Origin of the sequence: Acinetobacter silvestris (genome assembly GCF_002135235.1) — a bacterium.
Taxonomy (GTDB): Bacteria; Pseudomonadota; Gammaproteobacteria; order Pseudomonadales; family Moraxellaceae; genus Acinetobacter; species Acinetobacter silvestris.
Window position 1 is genome coordinate 1 of sequence record NZ_NEGB01000004.1, and the last position, 18,029, is coordinate 18,029.

Consider the following 18,029-nt stretch of genomic DNA (forward strand, 5'->3'; position numbering starts at 1 on the left):
TTTGTTTTGGGCAGTCAGCGTACCTTGCAGTTGTTTCTTGGCAATATTGGCTTTAACGCTACTGTTGGTGCTGACTTGGTAATTGCCTGCATCGGTACCCGTTAAGCTACCTGATACAGTTACATCTTTGCCTTGACCCGCGTTCTTATTGGTAAATTGACCTTGAGCATTCAGATTGACCTGATCACCGGTAATCACACCATTCAAGCTGCCATTCACAGTTGCATTGGTCGTGCCGTCGTAGACTTTGTCTTGCGCTGTAATTGCACCTGTAATCTGTTTTTGGGCAATATTGGCTTTGGCGGTTGAGTTGCTATTGACCTCATAGTTGCCTGCATCAGCACCACTTAAGCTACCCGATACATTTACATCTTTGCCTTGACCTGCGTTTTTATCGGCAAATTGTCCTTGGGCAGTGAAATCAACCACATCACCCTGAATAATACCTTCTAGGCTTCCATTCACAGCCGCATTGATCGTGCCGTCATAGACTTTATTTTGGGCGCTAATATTGCCTGTGATTTGTTTCTTGGCAATATCAAGTGAACCATTTTTATACACGATATTATAATTTGCACTCGATTCCGCGCCAGTCACTACATTTTCATAATGACCCGCATTTTTACCACTTGCTGCTGTATTATCAATACTCCCTAAAACCGCATTTCCATCATGACCTTTTAATCCAGAAACAGTGAATCCATCTACATTTTGCACATTACCATTGTAAATTGTATTCTGATTTTTACCTGTGACCGTTGCTGTTGCTTTAGTAATGGTATAAGTGCCATTCACAAAAGTAATATCATAGTTTGGATCACCTACCCCATTGTTTTTATATCCAACAGCATGAGTATAAGTCCCTGCATCTTTACGAGTAGCCAACGCATTCACAGATCCTGATAACACACTTTCATTCTCACCAGCAACTAAACCATCCGCGTTAAACCCAGTCACTTGCTGATTAAAGCCATTATATTCACGGGTTTCATCTTGCGCCGTTACTGTGATTTTTTTCTTGTTAATGGTAAATTGACCATCCACATAGTGAATGTCGTAATTTCCTGTTGCACTATTTTCACCTGTAATTTTATTGACATAATGACCTGCATTTTTACCATTAGCACCTGATGCCATGATATTTCCCAGTAACGATTCATCTTCACCATTCACCATCCCACTAACCGTGTAGCTTGAATGATTCATAGCTTGCTGTTGACCATTATAGATTTTGTCATTTTCACTCGAGCCTGTTACAGTCACTTGAGCTTTATTAATAGTTAATGTACCTTCATTACCAATAAAATCATAACCTTGTTGATCATTTGAATAATATGTCGCTTTATAATTTCCAGCATTGGTAGCACTGGTTGTCCCATTAACAATATACTTTTGACTATCCAAGCCCCAAACATCAGCAAAATTTTGTTCTTTGCCTGTATAAGTTGTGGTTTTATCAGTCACGGATAAATCCACAGTGGTGAGGAAACTACGCAGTAAAGGTGCACTTAAACCATCATAAATACGCCATGCCGTGTCTTTACCGCCTAGCTTACTATCGACATCGAGGAACGTAAATTTAGAGGCATCTTTCATATCTGCATTACTTAACGCAAAGCTTGCATCACTGCCTGCACTGTTATTTTGTCCCGTAGTGTCTTTATTCCAATGTCCTTTGCTGACGGTTGCATTATTATTACTGCCGACTAAACCGCCAATTGAACTATTGCCTGTAACACGACCTGTAGCATAGGCATTTTGAATACTGGCTTGAGCGGTATTGCTGCCGACCAAACCTGCAACATTCGTTTCACCTGTGATCGCACCTGTGGCATAAATATCTTTAATGGTTGCGTTTTGGTTCATTCCCACCAAACCACCGACATGGTTTTTACCTGTCACTTGGCTGGTTGAGTAAGCACTCTCAACTTTTGAACCCTCTTGCTGTTGCCCAATCAGACCGCCCATAGCACTCCCTGTACCTGTTACAGTTCCTGTGCTATACACGCTATACAATTGTGAATTTTGAGCACTGGTTCCAACCAAAGCACCGACCTGATTTTTACCGGTAATATTGCTGTTGAGCAACCCAAGGTTTTTAATGCTGGCATTTTGAATATAGCCAAACAACCCGACGTTATCGACTTGTTCACGGTAAATATACAAATTCGAAACCGTATGACCTAAGCCATCCAATTTTCCTGTAAAGGCATGCGCGCTATCACCTAATGATTTAAAACCTTCACCATCGATATCACTCCACGTTTTTGTTATTTGAGCATCGATATCATTGCCGATGAGATAGCGACCATCGAGTTGATTATTGACTGCTTGTAGTTGTTGAATAGTTTGAATAACACCATAAAAACCACCTGTTGCATCATTTTTATTAATGACTTGATTATTGCCTTTGTGATTCTGTAAATATGGTGTGGTTTGATTATTAGCATTTCCCCAAATATTTTTAAAATCAAAACCAACAAACTTATCCGCTTTAAACATTTCATCGCTGGTCAAGCCATTACTATTGGCACTGCCTGCACTGGTGCTTTGCCCAGTTTTATTTTTGTCCCAATAGCCGTTGGTGACTGTGCCTTGCACATTATTGCCCAGTAAACCACCGACGTTTTTCGTTCCCGTGACTTTGCCTAGAGCATAGGTATTTTCAATACTTGCAGCAAGGTTTTCACCCACTAAACCACCGACACGCTCACTACCTGTGACCGCACCTGTGGCATAAGCATTTTTAATTTGGGCATCATAGTAGTTATTACCAACCAAACCACCGACGTTTTTCGTTCCCGTGACCGTACCTGTGGCATAGGCATTTTTGACCGTAGCACCGTGATTATTGTCCCCGACCAAACCGCCAACAATCTCGCTACCGTCAACATTGCCAGTGGCATAGACATTTTCGAGGCTTCCAGCATCGTTACCACCGACTAAACCACCGACATAAGTCGAGTTTTGCTCACCGTGCACATTGCCTGTGGCATAGGCATTTTTGATGATACCGCCATCAAAATTCCCCCCCACCAGACCGCCAACCGTACCATAACCGGTGACTGTACCTGTATTAAATACATTTTCGATCAGGCTGTGATTAGTGCTTTGTCCAACCAAGCCGCCGACAAAACTGTCCCCAATCACGGAACCGCCAATTAAACCAATATTACGAACAATCGCCCCATCAATATGTCCAAACAAACCCACATCATAACTATTTGGACGGTTGATGGTGATATTGCTAACGGTATGCCCTAAGCCATCAAAACGCCCAGTAAAGTAATCAAATTCATTGCCAAGTGGGTTAAAGCCTTTTTCATCGCCCGCCCCCCAATCTTTGGTTTCCGTTGCATCAAGATCCGTCCCAAGGACGAAATTGCCTGACAGCTGATTATTGACATCTTGTAAGGCATCTAAATCGGTAATGACGTTATAATCTATACGCTTGTTGGCATCGCTGCCTTTTTGGGTACTAAAATTTTGCCCCGCCTGTAGATTGATCTTTGCGCTATTTTTAAGGTGATAATTGGCATCTTGACTGCCATTTTGTCCATACAGCAATACAACTTTACCATCTTGGTGTTGTGCGGTGATATTGGCATTGATATTGATGTCATTGTGCGCTTTTAAGGTCAGCGTGGTGTCTTTGTTCCACGTCACCGCAGCATTGACATGAATATCACCTTTTTCTGCGCCTGTGGCTTGAGTTTCTAAAGTCACCGAGGTGCTATTTAAATTCTTTTCTAAGGTGGTTGCGCCAATGCCACTGCCTGTATGTACTGCCGAACCTGCACTAATGGTAAAATCGGTCGGGTCAATTAACCATGTCCCTGTTTTACCCCCATCCGATAACGTCGAGACTTGGGTCGTGTCAGCTACTTTTACTTGTGCTGCACTGGTTTCAATAAAACCGCCATTTTGACCATTCTTCCCTTCGGCTTTAAGCACACCACTGACATTGGTGGTGCCATATTGCATGTCCGCCAATAAAATGATTTCGCCTTTACCATTTTGGCTTAAACGACTGGCTTCAATAATACCGCTATGATTGACCACCGCCTTGCTTAAACTATCTTTGGCTTTGGCAGTTAAATACACCGCACCATTATTGGCTAAAATTGCGCCACTATTATCAATTAAACCCTGTAACGTGCCAATTTCCACTTGGTATTCGGTCAGTTGACCATCTTGTAAACGCAAAGTCACTTGATCGGCTGCGGTTAAATGCACCATGCCACCCTGCGCCTGAATTTCACCTGTATTGATAACCGTCGGTGCAATAAATGCTACCACACCACCATTGGCAATCACCGAACCATGGTTTTCAACTTTACCCGCAGCACCTTGATTTTTCAGGGTAAAATTACCACTGATAATATCACCATCAGTGACATTTAAAGTCGATGCTACGATCCCCCCAACGTTGACTTGTGCGGTTTTAGAAAAAATCACCCCATTCGGATTGAGTAAAAACACCTGACCATTGGCGTTGAGTTTACCCATAATCTGACTGGCATTGCTATCTTGCACACGGTTGACTGCAATCGAAGATGAATTGGGTTGGTAAAAATTAACCGTGGCATTTTTCCCAATATTAAAACTATCCCATTGAATGCCAACATTTTGGCTATTTTGCTGCACATTTAAGGTATTATTATTTTGCGTAACTTGTGCTGAACCAGCCGTCACTATGCCATTGGTCGGCAGTTGCACATCATGCACTCCCGCCCAAATCGAAATCGGTAATAGCGCCAAACTCAATAAAGATAAACGGGCAAAATGCAATATACCTTGAGCGACTTGTTTGATTTGCCCTGTTACCGTTGCACTTTGGGCACTTTTACCATGACTTTTGGCCAACTCTGAAGTCACTTGCCAGCAACCAAGGTTTTTATTCCACACCGTTTTATATACTTTATTCATCGCTACCCCACCTTAAAATTAAATATTAACGCTGAATTTTTAATTTTCATTTCATTCATCATTATAAAAATGTGATGCAAGTATTATTTATAAAAAAAACAGTAATAAAAATCAATCAAATTAAAATACAACTGTCCTAAAAATAAAAAACTCGATCCATAAAACCTGCACCAAGATACAATATTTATCTTTATTTTAAAACCACACTACATAACAAACAATCAACTCAATTCATCATTAACTCATTATCCAACCAAGGAAAAATATTTAATTTTTTTATTTTAATGACAATTAAATATTTAAATAAAATTATTATAAAACATCATATTAGTTAATATATAGACAACCAAAACAAAAAACACCCATTATAATGACAAAAAATGTCACTTAATAACAATATCAACACCACATATAAACCAATAATTGTCATTATAAATTATATTAACAAGCTTAAAAAATCCCATCAGGCATATTTAATATATACCACCATAATTAATTTAATATATTATCTTACAAATAGAATCCCAGTTTAATACATTGCAAATCAGGTCATTTATAATATGAAAATTGTGACTAAATTCCCAATACACACATTAACCATATGTGTTTTATCAGTCTTAGTTGCTGCGTGCGGGGGAAATACCCCTGATGCTGATTCCAGAACACCTAATGATGCTGATTCCAGAACGCCTAATAATGCTGATTCCAGAGAACCGCTATTTGCATTCATGCGCGCTTATCCAGAACCGATCAAAGATATTCCTGATGAAGCCAGCTTAGGTTTTTATGACACCGATCAAGACGGTAACGTGCGTAGCGTGCGTAATGATTTAACAGGCAACTTTGCTGCCATGATTCAGTTTGCACAAGATCATACCGTTGACCCAAGCGGCAATGAAGCCAAAAACATGCCGCGTTTAACCAGTGAAAAAGATGGTTTGTTACTGGTAACACCGACCGCAGAAATGGGTGATATTCAGCAACTCAACGCTGAAATTTATTTAAATAGTCGCCTGATTCGTCGTGTGGCATTACAAGAACCTTCTCAAATTCCCGCTTCAGATCAAACCAATTCAGATGGCCGCCCACGAGTACAATATTCAAAACGCACATGGACGGCTGCACTCAATTGGGATGAAATTCAACCCGGTTTAAACATTCGTATTGTTGACCCTGTATCACGTCAAAATGGCCGTTTGGCTGCTACCGCAATTGATTTTGCTCCACCTGCCGAGCTATTGGTACAAAGCATTCGCTTAGGTATGCTCACGACACCTCGCACGTCCAATGGGCACTACATGCTCAATGAACCTGAAAAAGCAGGAACGGATTATTTCGAAACGATTCCTGCTGCTCGTATGATCGTTAGCCAATATGATGATATGCAACTCAATAAAGTCATGGTCGCAAGCGGTGTGATTTATGATGAAAAAAGTGCAACGGATGGCGATGTTTATAGCGGAGATATGCGTGGTGATACTGCTAAATCAACCTTTAGCACAGGCATCAACCTTGCCAACTGGGGTATAACCAGTGCAGGTATGTCCAGCCAAGAACAACCGCAGTTGACGCAAAGTGCAGTAATTCATCATGCATGGGGTAAATATCAAAATGGTGATGTCAGTCATGGTTTAAGCGGTGGTAACGGAATTTTAACCCTGATTGATTCGTCTGGAAACGAATTTAGCCATGAAATTGGACACCACTATGGACTTGGGCACTACCCTGGGCAAAATGGGGAAAATTATTTTTGGGCATCTCACCATGCCGATAGTGGTTGGGGATATATTGCGTACCGAAAAAGAATGCGTAGTAACTTAAATTGGAATAATAGTAACCTTGATAACCGTTTAGGTGGTACGCCATTATTTAACAATGCATATACCTATGCTCCTGACGCTATGGCCGGTGGTGCCTTCTCAAGTTCGCTTTCACGATTTACTCATTACACAGGTTATAGCGCCAAAACAAAAATTCAACCTGCATTTGACCGTGCAGTATGGGATGCAACTTCATCAACAGGCTATAAAAAGTGGAATGCAGTCACGCGTCAAATGGATGTTGTACAACCTAAAGTCCCTAATTCAAATAACGTTTGGTACAACCGTACCGATGGTAACTACCTAAAACCAACCCAATTTGGGGTACCCGTTTTTACCATTTTAGGTGGTTATGACCCTGTCAACAATGTGGGCTTATTGTACCCTGCAGCGCGCGGTAACTGGGGTAATGTCTTTACCCTACCTCAGGCGCAAACCAGTTTGGCTAATGCAAGCTGTTGGATTAACGTCAAATATGCAAACAAAGCAGAGGAAAATATTGCCCTTGCACCGAGCCGTATGGGAAGCAATGCCAATAAACTGCATATCAATATCGCCCAAAGTGATGCACCACGCAGTGTCGATTTATACTGCAAAAAAGCCAATGAGCAAGCCGTTAAACTATCATCGATTGACATTCCAAACTATGCCACAGCACTACCTGCTGCGGTGGTCATTGGTAAGCAACAAGGCTTTAAAGCACTACGTCAAGTTGAATTACCACAATTGGAACAAGCTTTACTCAGCAATCAAGGCAAAGCCATTGCCAACCTATCGCCCAATGCCAAAGTACTCTACGACTCTTACGCAAGTTATAAATCTGAGTTCACAAGTGCCGCACAAACTGAGTTACAACGTTATAGCGAGCAACAAACCAAATTGTATCGTCTAAACCGCTGGGTAAATACCTATCGTACTGACCTAGCTGCTACCAATGCTGATGCGGTTTCAGCATTTAAAGCTTTTGCTACGCAATTAGGTTTGCAGAATGACCAGCCTTTAGCCAATGTGACTCAATTACGTTTACCTTCAAAAGGTAATGCTTGCTTAAAAGCGGGGCAACTCGGCAATGGTACATTTGAAGTCTATGCTAGTGGTGTCAATGGTTGTAATGTTGCTGCTTCAGAATGGATTTATGACGCCATGGGCAAACTACATAACCACCAATACGTTAATCAATGCCTAACCAGCTCAATGACACTGACAGCATGTAGCAATGATGATGCTGGACAAGCATGGAGCCTCAATCCAACCACCAAAGCCATTCATCAAGGTAATCAGTGTCTTGATTTAAGCGGTGGTTTTACCCCAAGTGCCGATGGTCGTTCAACGATTATTCGTTACAGCTGTACAGGTAGTGTCAATCAACAATGGTCTTTACCCACTCAAAACCAAAGTTTTGTTTTAGCGGCAGCACAAGCACAAAACTTGGTGCTGATGATTAACAGCCTACAACCTTAAATCGATATAAGCTATAAAATCGGCAGATAACATCATCCGTTTCCTGCCGATTTTTCTATTATCAGCAAACCAAAATAACCAAAAATTAATAAATTTTGAACTAAATAAAATTCATAGAGGCTTAGAATATACATTCTGAAATAAAAGCCTGAATATTGCGTAGTGATAAAACTGACTATGATTAAAACTCAAACTTATTGAGTATCCAATCTCGTCCATCTAAATTATTTAAGGCTTTTTGAATCCAAATTTTTATGTGGGTTACTAAATGAGACAAAATCAGAGATAAAAAAAAGACCCTTGATTATCAAGGGTCTTTTCAAAATTTGGCGGAAGCGGTGTCCGTCTAACAGCAGTCCTAAGCAATCCAATCCAATATTATAAAAATATATTTTTCAATCACTTAATATATTTATAGTCCAACCCCATCTTGTCTAATCCAACTATTTCCAGTATTTTATGAGGGGTAGGTTGTGGGGTAAATAATGATATGCCAAAGAAGTCTAAAGAACTATCTGCACTCAGTGTAGCAAAAATCAAAGAGACCGGTCGATATTCCGTAGGCGGCGTTGATGGCTTATGTCTAAATGTCGAAGGTGGTTCTCGCGTCTGGATTTTGCGTGCTATTGTAGGCAAGCGTCTAGATAAAGATGGGAAACTAAAACCCCATCGCCGTGATATCGGTCTTGGGCCCTATCCTGAAGTTTCTTTAGCTGAAGCTCGTGCTAAAGCGATTGAGCTTAGATTACAGATTCGAAATGGGATTGATCCAATTGCTCATAAACAAGAAAAGTTTCAAGCTTTACGTGTCCAGAAGCTCCGTGAACGTACATTTAGTGAATGTGCTCAAATTGTGATTGCTAATAAGTCTCGTGAGCTTAAAAATCAAAAGCATATTGCTCAATGGTCTACCACATTAGAAACTTACATTTATCCAACTTTAGGTGATCGTGTCATTGGTTCAATCACTAAAATTGATATTGCCACAGCACTGGAAAAAATCTGGACTGATAAGCATGAAACTGCGAAACGCCTTCGTGGTCGCATTGAAACGATTTTCGATTATGCTAAAGCAATGGAATATTTTATTGGTGATAACCCTGCTGAATGGAAAGGCAATCTTGAGCCAATCTTAGGTAACTTAAAGCAGGAATCACGCCCTCACCCATCCCTACCTTATGAGCAGGTCGCTGAGTTTATCCAGCATTTAAGACAGAAAAAAGGGATTTCGCCTAAAGCACTTGAATTTGCAATTTTAACGGCTTGTCGCTCTGGTGAAATATTTGGAGCAACATGGCAGGAAATTGATTTTAAAAATAAAGTTTGGATCATTCCCAAAGAAAGGATGAAAGCTGAAAAAGAGCATCGTGTTCCTTTATCTAATGAAGCACTTACTTTGCTTGAATCAATTAAACCATATACTCAACTACAAGATTTCATCTTCCCTGCACCTCGGAATGGTTCAATGCTTTCTGATATGTCCCTGACTACTTTGATTAAGCGCATGCATGAACAAAAGCTTAAAGAAAATGGCTTAGGCTATATTGATCCGAAACAAAACCGAGTGATTACAACACACGGTTTTCGCTCGACTTTCCGTGATTGGTCTGCTGATAAAACTGATTACCCACGTGAGGTCTGTGAGCATGTTCTTGCACATAAGTTGCCTGATGAAGTTGAAGCAGCTTATTTACGTGGTGCTTACCTTGAAAAACGTAAAAGTTTGATGGCTGATTGGGCCAATTTTTGTAACTTTTTTATATCAGAATAAATTTAACATCTTTCTTATCTGCTTGTGCAGCCAAACAAAAAACAGCACGTTCATCTGCCAAAACTCCAAGGCTAAATGAACGTACTGTCTAGGTTATTTAAAAATTGGCTTTAAATGTCAATGAAGCAAAGTCTCGATCATCTAACACACTAAATTCATTTGAACCAAAAAAGTTATTATAAGCAATCTCAGCTGTATACTTTTTCTGGTAGGTCGCAGACAATCCCGCACCGATCACCATTTGTCCCTCTTGAAAATTTGGACCATAACCATGTACATCATGACGAAAGATTAAACTTGGTGTAATCACTGTCGCAACAAACAGATCATTATAATTCAAGGCGGCACGCACGCGATAACCCAATGACCATTTGGTATAAAAGCCATCTCTATTACAAAAACGCTCATTCATGCTATCAATGTCTGCATTTGGAAGACTGGCATTGCCATATGGCGTACATTTAAAATCACCCGTTTCAGGGTTATAAGCACCTTTAGACAGCTCACTCCGACCAAATGCACCACTTCGGCCCAGCCGATGATTACCAATATCTGCAATATGATTAATTCCAAACTCCCCAGCCAATGTCAATGCATTGGCTCCCAAAACATTTGGAATACTATCCATTGCGCCAATAGAAAACTGCGTAACAGGTAAACGTACATAACCATCTACATGCTCATTGAGACCTAAACGCTCACCAGCAGGTGTAAAAGGCGTATCATCAAATAACACTTGTGAATACACCATATCTGTACTAGTAAAATGTAAAGGCAGATTGGGTTTATAATTCAATTCACTAAAAATATTGGTTGTTCCAACTTTCCCACTCAAGCTCAATCCATACATATCTATATTTTCAGGATAAACTGAAAAAATCGTGGCGGTATTAAAGTTGGCTGGCCCAGGCACAGTGACGCTCGTGCCTGCAAAGTGCGAAATTCGGCTATGATAATTCGCATAATACACACCCAGTTCAGCATTGTTTAAATTCGATAAAGTTTGCTTCAGTGCAAGCCCATATTGACCACTATTTTTAGCATACTGACTTGCAGTTCGGGGGATAAAGCTATTGGTATCTATTGCATGCTCTGAAGTATTCCCACCAGCAATCAGCAATGGCCCACAATTTTCTGGGAAAACATCTGAAATTCCAAAAAATGTACCACAGCCATCCACAACAGAAGGTCTAAATTTAAACTGATAGAATCCTTCTACTTTTAATTTGTCATTAATTCCAGCACTAAACGAAAACATTTCAACAGGGATGATTCTTTCTTTAACATCCCCCCCGGTCGATTCATTGCTGCAAAATCAAATGCACTCACAGCATTTAAACCATTTTGGAAAAACTGTGATTTACCCCAATTTAACGCATGTTTACCCAGTTTTACATTGAGTGCTTGACCATTGTCTAACGCAAAATTTTTCCATAAATAAGCATCCCATAATTGTATGCCCTTAAACTTGGCTAATGCAGGCCATTCTGAATCATCGAAGGGTTTTAAATTACCGTGTCCTGTTTCATAAGCATGGTCATACCAATACTTGCCACTAATCACCGCACCCTGCTGTTTACCATTGAGTTTAAATTCAGTCAGACCTTTCACAATTTGTGAAATTGCATCATTTTTACTGAAATTCATTCGACCGTCATCGCCATTAACATCTTGGCCAGAACCTTCTTTTCCAATCAGATTGGCATCTGGTTTGAACAATAATGATGCCGATGGTGCTTGTGTACTCCAACTCCCCCCAGACTTAAACTGGTATTGGTTTCAAACTTCCAATCTTCATTGATATCAAAACTCGTTGCCGAGGTTTTTGACACAGAAAGAGCTAAGCCACACATAATACTTACTCGTTGTACCAGTAAAATATTATTCTTTATGCCATTCAGGCCCATATATTTATTGACCATATCATCTCCATATCGATATGATTTATTTTTAATTTACCCTCTTATGTCACTTACAATAAGAAGATGACTCTCTTCATTTATATTGAACTAGGCATCCTCGACCAGCCCATTTTGTGTTCATTATTTTTCTATTCAAAAAATGGTTTTTAACTTCTATTGTCTAAACTTGAGAGGACTCAGATGTGCATTGTTTTTGTATAGTTTCATCTACACCGAGTTTGCATAGCATTGTTAATATTATAAATTTCAGAACCACCAATGAATCACCATTAATACCAAGGCAACTAAAAAGACACTTTCACCGACCATCAGTAAAATAGGTTTAATACCCACAGAAGCCAGTTCTTTTAACTGCGTTTTCATGCCTAATGCGCTAATCGCAATAATCAAACACCAACGTGACAATTCATTCAATCCGCCTTGCACAACAACAGGTACCCATCCCGTACTGTTAATACACGCTAAGAGTAAAAAACCAACAGCAAACCACGGCAATAATGGCGGTTGTTTACCAGTACTGCTTGGGCCCTGCAAACGTGTAATCATCGCGGCACAAATAATTACGGGAAGCAACATCGCGACACGCATCAATTTAACAACCGTTGCCGTATCTCCCGTTTCCGTCGACATGCTATAACCAGCACCCACTACCTGTGCGACATCATGAATGGTGGCTCCCAAAAAGATACCCGCAGCCTGTGGTGACAACTCAAACCAGTTCGCAATCATCGGGTAGACAATCATTGCTAAAGTAGACAGTGCTGAAACACCAATCACTGTAAACAGAGTGGCTTTTTCTTTATGTGGATGATTCGGCAGTGCCGCCGACAATGCAAGTGCCGCAGAAGCACCACAAATAGCGGTTGCCCCGCCTGTCAACATGCCAAATACTCGTTGAAAACCCATTATTTTGGCGGCTATGACTGAAACTGCAATCGTCACCACTACTAAGGTAATCACTAAAACCACAGGCTTCCAACCCAGTGCAGCAATTTGATCTAACGTAATTCTCATCCCCAATAGGGCAATACCAATACGTAATACGGTACGTGAAGTGAACTCAATTCCCGCCTTACATTTACTCTCTGAGGAGAGAAAATTCAGCCCCATTCCTAACAATAAAGCAAATAACATCACTGGAGCGCTGTAATGCTCCGATAAGAAACCTGCTGCTGCGGCAACAATTAAGCTCACCACAAAACCCGGCAGCAACTCACGTGTACGCTGATTCCAATTCATTAGCATCGGACTATTCATGCTGCTCTCCAGCATCCATTATAATAAATACTTGATCATCAATGACCTTAACAGGATATGAAGCAACTTTAAGCTGTGTAGAGTTCAACAGATACCCACTGGCTAAACCATGCACACAGCATTGGAGCACGCATCCTTCAAACTTGCCGCACCTTAATGAAGTACCCTTATGTAGGTAACTCTCATCAATCGCATAAAATTGTCGAGCCACATGAAATAGAGTAGGCGTTTTATTCTCAATTTGGAGAAAGACACGTGCGCTTAGTGTAAGATTTTTTTCAATTGGAGGCTGAAATCGAGCTATCATTACACCTGCCCTCATACTACTTTTTGGACATTTAATCTTTTAATGTCATGGTGATAATGAGATTTTGCATAAAAGAATACCGCTGCCGATATAATACTCACCAATGGCATTAACTGAAACGCATTGTGTAAACCAATCACATCAGAAATCTTACCAATCACCAGAGGCCCAAGTGCTAGACCCAGTAAATTATTGGCTAATGTCAAGGTTGCAAAAGCAGTCGCATGTACTGAATAATGCGTCAGATTAGCTACCATCGCAGTAGCTGGGCCATTACTACCAAATACAATAAAAGCTCCTAAACAAATTAAAACCAGTTGTGCACTACCTACTGGCAAAGTAAAAGCCAGCAACAATAGTCCACAACTGACTAGACAATAAACAATCGCCAAACTAATTTTACGATCTGGATGCTCACGTCCTAAACGGTCACATAACATGCCACACAAAATAGTACCAACGGCACCACACAACACAATGACTGCTGCCATCGCACCTGCTTTATCTGTGCTCATACCATAATAACGATTCAAATAGCTCGGCATCCAAACAACAACTGTACCTCCAACAAACAATTGCAATCCACTACCAATATAGGTTGCAACAACGGAGCGGCTCGAATATAACGTCCGCAATGGACGCTGTGCTTTCATTCTTGCTTTGTCTTCGGCATCGGTTAAACGTACTGAGCTCACTCGTTTTTCTTTGACAACCACTGGATAAATAATAGCTAACACCAAACCAAATATAGCCATACCACCAAATGCCCAACGCCAACCTAAATACTCGGCCAATAGTCCGCCTAATGCCATCCCAAGTACCGAACCAAACACGCCACCCGCCATATAAGCACTGGCCAAAGTTGCACGCATATCTCTAGGGAAAACTGCAACAATAACTGCCATTCCCACACTGCCATATGCAGCTTCACCAACACCCACTATAAATCGAGCAAACAGCATGTGTTGATAATTTTCTGCGATTGCACAGCCTAAAGTCGCTAAGCTCCATAATACTGCCATCGCAGTTAAGCATTTAATACGGCCAAAACGATCTGCTAACAAAGACAAAGGTAAACTTAATAGGCCTACCATCAAGGCTACAATGCCACTGAGTAAACCTAGTTGACTATCACTGAGTAACCATTCCGCTTTAAGTAAAGGGAAAACTGCATTAAGTACCTGACGTGACATGTAATCTGAAATCAGTAAACCAAAGGTTAAAGCAAAAACGACCCATGCGTAACGACGCGGAATACTGATCGAGGTATCCACACTATTTGTATTGGCTATATGTTGTTGTACGCCCATATGAACTTCCCTATATTTTTATACTCTTAATTCTATTTCTACAGGCACGTTGTTAGGACTCAAGATATTTAGTCCCAACAAACTATAGACTTAGAGGAATTCCTTTCCATTTTCAATAAATATTGCTCTATAAAATCTTACAATAACGATTTAGAGTAATAAGATTCAACGTTAAGCCCCGTTTCTTTAAATCGGATATTTTCAATATCAAACATCACATATCTAATATTGAAATCATCGTCATTTAACACACTTAACGCTCGAGCAAAATCGCTCCAAATTGTTCACGTAAATCTTTCTTAAGCACCTTACCTGTACCCCCCATTGGAATCGTATCTACAAAAATAACCTTGTCTGGGATCTGCCATTTTGCAATTTTATTTGTGTAATAATCCAACAGGTCAGTTTCAGTCATTTGACTCGTAGCAGATTTTTTAGCGATTAAGATGGGACGTTCATCCCACTTGAGATGGGTGGCTGCAATCACCGCAACATTCTCAATTTCAGGATGCGCAATGGCAATATTTTCAAGTTCTACTGAGGAAATCCACTCACCACCTGATTTAATTAAGTCCTTAGAGCGATCGCGAATGTATAAATAGCCATCTGCATCTAAGGTTGCAATATCACCGGTATCGAACCAACCATCTTCAGTTAACGTATTGCTATTTTTGCCAAAATAAGTGTCAACAATCCAATGCCCTTTGATTTGTAAATGACCTGTGGTTTGGCCATCACGTGGCAATTCCTGCTGACCATTTTCTTCATCACTAATGCGGAGTGTCACACCAAATGGCGGACGACCTTGCGAGAAACGTAAATTAAACTGTTCAGCTTCTGAAAGTTCTGCGTGCTTCGCTTTGAGCTGATTAGCCGAACCAATTGGACTGGTTTCTGTCATTCCCCAAGCATGAATAGTTTCGCATTGATACACGTCTCGGAATGTTTTAATCATCGAAGGTGGGCACGTGGCGCCACCAACAACATTGCGTTTCAAACTGTGTAACTGACTGCCCAACTGATGTGCTGCGGTTAACAATCCTTGCCAGATCGTTGGAACACCTAATGCATTCGTTACATGGTACTGATCAATCAAATTGACTAAACTGATGCCATCTAACATCGGCCCCGGCAGAACTAAACTACAGCCAACCATCGCTGCTGTGTACGGTGCTCCCCAAGCATTGACATGAAACATCGGGACCACCGGCATGACAACATCCATCGCAGAAAAATTCAATGAATCTGGCATGCTAATCGCATAACTATGCAATACCGTTGAACGATGACTATAAAGGACGCCTTTTGGATGCCCAGTGGTGCCAGAGGTATAACACAGTGAACTGGCCAATGACTCTTCAAGCTCAGGCCACACATATTGGTCAGATTGAGTGTCAAGCAATTGATCATAGAATTTCACTTCTGGAAATGCATCTACAATGGCTGAATCATAGGCATCCAAACAAATAAAATGTTCAACATTCGGCAGATATTCTTTGATTGACACAATTAAATGAACAAAATTTTTATCAAACAAGACCACGCGATCATGCGCATCATTGATGATATAAATCAATTGTTCAGGAAAAAGACGTGGATTAATGGTATGACAAATCAATCCGCTTCCTGAGATGGCATACCATGCTTCTAAATGACGATGGTTATTCCATGCAACAGTTGCTACGCGATCACTTAAGGACAATCCAAAAGATTGTAAAACATTCGCAAATCGTTTTGAGTTTTTTGCAACCTGTGCCCAATTACTGTGAGTCATACTGCCATCTGTATTTTTAGAAATAACGGCAGTATCTCCATGATACATTTCAGCATGTTCAATTAGGCTACTAATCAAAAGTGGCTGAAACATCATATTTCCATTCATTGTTGTATCCTTACTTACAATTTTTATAAATTCATTTTTCATATCAGTAGATGACGACTTTTAAATTGATACTGGTGTACAAATGGAACTGAATTACTTTTTACTACCAATTCTTTTTCCTATTTTAACGCTTGCATTCGCAGTGGTATGCATTGGATTCACCCTTGAATCTGAGAGGAAATACAACTGTCCTTATCTACAAATGGGAATCTCCCTGAAAGCCTTGACTCAAGCATCGTATCCACACAAACTAAATATTAATCCTTAAACTGCTTCAAAAATTCCAGTAGCAACTCACTCACTTTCTCAGCGCTTTCTTCCGCTGCGGCATGGCCTACTCCTGCTAGTAGTACTTTCTTCTGAAGTCCGGGTAGATAAGTATCAAGTCCGTCGTAAACACTGCGAATTTCTATTGGTTCAATAGAAGGATCGGCAGCACCCCCGATAAACATACTTGGTTGGCGAACCACCGCACCGTCTAGAAAAGAGGTTATTTCCCAGTTTCGATCACGACAACGGTAATGATTAATAGCACCGGTAAATCCCGTACGTGTATATTCATCAACATAATAATCAATTGCTTGTGCACTCAACCATGATGGAAATTCCTTCGGCTCCGTGAACGAATTAAGAATAGGCTCACCTGCCTCGATAAACAGACGCCAGCGTTCGTTGCCAACAGCACTTCCAGAAACCGAATAGTAAATACTGCGTAATGTCTTACGCGGATCCAAAGCAAACTCACGATCAGGCTTATCAACCTGCTGAAAGTATAAGTGATGAAACACCCTACCTTTTGCCATTTTCTTTAAACCAACAGTTGGTTTAACCTTTCCGCGCGGTGGCACGGGTGTGTTGAGCATCACTAAGCCATGAAACAAATCTGGTCTCAGCATAGCTGCTGTTTGAGCGACCCACGCACCTAGGTCATGTCCAACAATTACCGCTGAGATTTCACCTAAAGCGGCCATTAATCCAACCACATCACCAACTGACTGGCTAATATCATAGTTATCAATGGAATCTGGCTGATCACTTTGACCAAATCCTCGTTGATCGGGGACAACCACGCGAAAGCCAGCATCAGCTAACACCTTGATCTGATTTCGCCACATGTACCAAAGATACGGAAAACCATGCAGTAGAATAACGAGTGGTCCTTGCCCTTCGTCGACATAATGAAGACGGATGCCGTTAACTTCGGCAAAACAATGTTTGAATGTAGCGGGATCATCCACGTCGACTTTAGCAAATGTTGCTTGGGACTGATCAATGTCTATTACAGTGCTAGTGTTCATTATTTATCTCCATTTTTTAATTTATGGAATATAAGGTAGCGTGAATTGACTATTTTATATTATGTTTAATAG

8 protein-coding genes and 1 pseudogene are annotated in these 18,029 nt (G+C 40.6%); 2 read left to right on the forward strand and 7 right to left on the reverse strand.

The features are described 5' to 3' along the window. The coding region (locus B9T28_RS07830; protein WP_143222606.1) for a GLUG motif-containing protein at positions 1 to 4,929 on the reverse strand (4,929 nt) is incomplete at its 3' end. Positions 4,930 to 5,489: 560 nt separating this feature from the next. Here B9T28_RS07830 and B9T28_RS07835 point away from each other — a divergent pair. Together B9T28_RS07835 and B9T28_RS07840 are read left to right on the forward strand one after the other, a co-directional pair. Next, complete coding sequence (locus B9T28_RS07835) at positions 5,490 to 8,210, forward strand: M66 family metalloprotease (protein WP_086203441.1); 2,721 nt, start codon at positions 5,490 to 5,492, stop codon at positions 8,208 to 8,210. A 490-nt stretch (positions 8,211 to 8,700) separates the two neighbouring features. Further along, positions 8,701 to 9,981 carry a tyrosine-type recombinase/integrase gene (locus B9T28_RS07840; RefSeq protein WP_086203442.1) on the forward strand — a complete coding sequence of 427 codons (1,281 nt, stop codon included), beginning with the start codon at positions 8,701 to 8,703 and terminating at the stop codon, positions 9,979 to 9,981. Positions 9,982 to 10,078: 97 nt separating this feature from the next. Here B9T28_RS07840 and B9T28_RS07845 read toward each other — a convergent pair. From B9T28_RS07845 to B9T28_RS07870, 6 genes and pseudogenes are all read right to left on the reverse strand, one after another. Then, positions 10,079 to 11,834, reverse strand: a pseudogene (locus B9T28_RS07845) (DUF1302 domain-containing protein). A gap of 315 nt (positions 11,835 to 12,149) precedes the next feature. After that, positions 12,150 to 13,160 (reverse strand): YeiH family protein, encoded by a 1,011-nt coding sequence (locus B9T28_RS07850; protein WP_086203443.1) that lies wholly within the window; start codon positions 13,158 to 13,160, stop codon positions 12,150 to 12,152. Next, the gene (locus B9T28_RS07855) at positions 13,153 to 13,467 is read right to left on the reverse strand and encodes a Rieske (2Fe-2S) protein (RefSeq protein WP_086203681.1); all 315 of its coding nucleotides are present in this window, start codon (positions 13,465 to 13,467) and stop codon (positions 13,153 to 13,155) included. The genes B9T28_RS07850 and B9T28_RS07855 overlap by 8 nt, the downstream gene beginning before the upstream one ends. Positions 13,468 to 13,478: 11 nt before the next feature. Beyond that, positions 13,479 to 14,777: an MFS transporter gene (locus B9T28_RS07860; protein WP_086203444.1), complete on the reverse strand. Its 1,299-nt coding sequence runs from the start codon at positions 14,775 to 14,777 to the stop codon at positions 13,479 to 13,481. Positions 14,778 to 15,030: 253 nt separating this feature from the next. Next, positions 15,031 to 16,659 carry a long-chain fatty acid--CoA ligase gene (locus B9T28_RS07865; protein WP_086203445.1) on the reverse strand — a complete coding sequence of 543 codons (1,629 nt, stop codon included), beginning with the start codon at positions 16,657 to 16,659 and terminating at the stop codon, positions 15,031 to 15,033. Between the two features lie 257 nt (positions 16,660 to 16,916). Next, on the reverse strand, positions 16,917 to 17,957 hold the full coding sequence (locus tag B9T28_RS07870) for an alpha/beta fold hydrolase (RefSeq protein WP_086203446.1): 1,041 nt from the start codon (positions 17,955 to 17,957) through the stop codon (positions 16,917 to 16,919). Positions 17,958 to 18,029: the final 72 nt, after the last annotated feature.

Coding starts and splice junctions, on each gene's coding strand:
- B9T28_RS07835 (WP_086203441.1), top strand. CDS start 5,490: ATGAAAATTGTGACTAAATTCCCAATACACACATTAACCATATGTGTT.
- B9T28_RS07840 (WP_086203442.1), top strand. CDS start 8,701: ATGCCAAAGAAGTCTAAAGAACTATCTGCACTCAGTGTAGCAAAAATC.
- B9T28_RS07850 (WP_086203443.1), bottom strand. CDS start 13,160: ATGAATAGTCCGATGCTAATGAATTGGAATCAGCGTACACGTGAGTTG.
- B9T28_RS07855 (WP_086203681.1), bottom strand. CDS start 13,467: ATGATAGCTCGATTTCAGCCTCCAATTGAAAAAAATCTTACACTAAGC.
- B9T28_RS07860 (WP_086203444.1), bottom strand. CDS start 14,777: ATGGGCGTACAACAACATATAGCCAATACAAATAGTGTGGATACCTCG.
- B9T28_RS07865 (WP_086203445.1), bottom strand. CDS start 16,659: ATGAATGGAAATATGATGTTTCAGCCACTTTTGATTAGTAGCCTAATT.
- B9T28_RS07870 (WP_086203446.1), bottom strand. CDS start 17,957: ATGAACACTAGCACTGTAATAGACATTGATCAGTCCCAAGCAACATTT.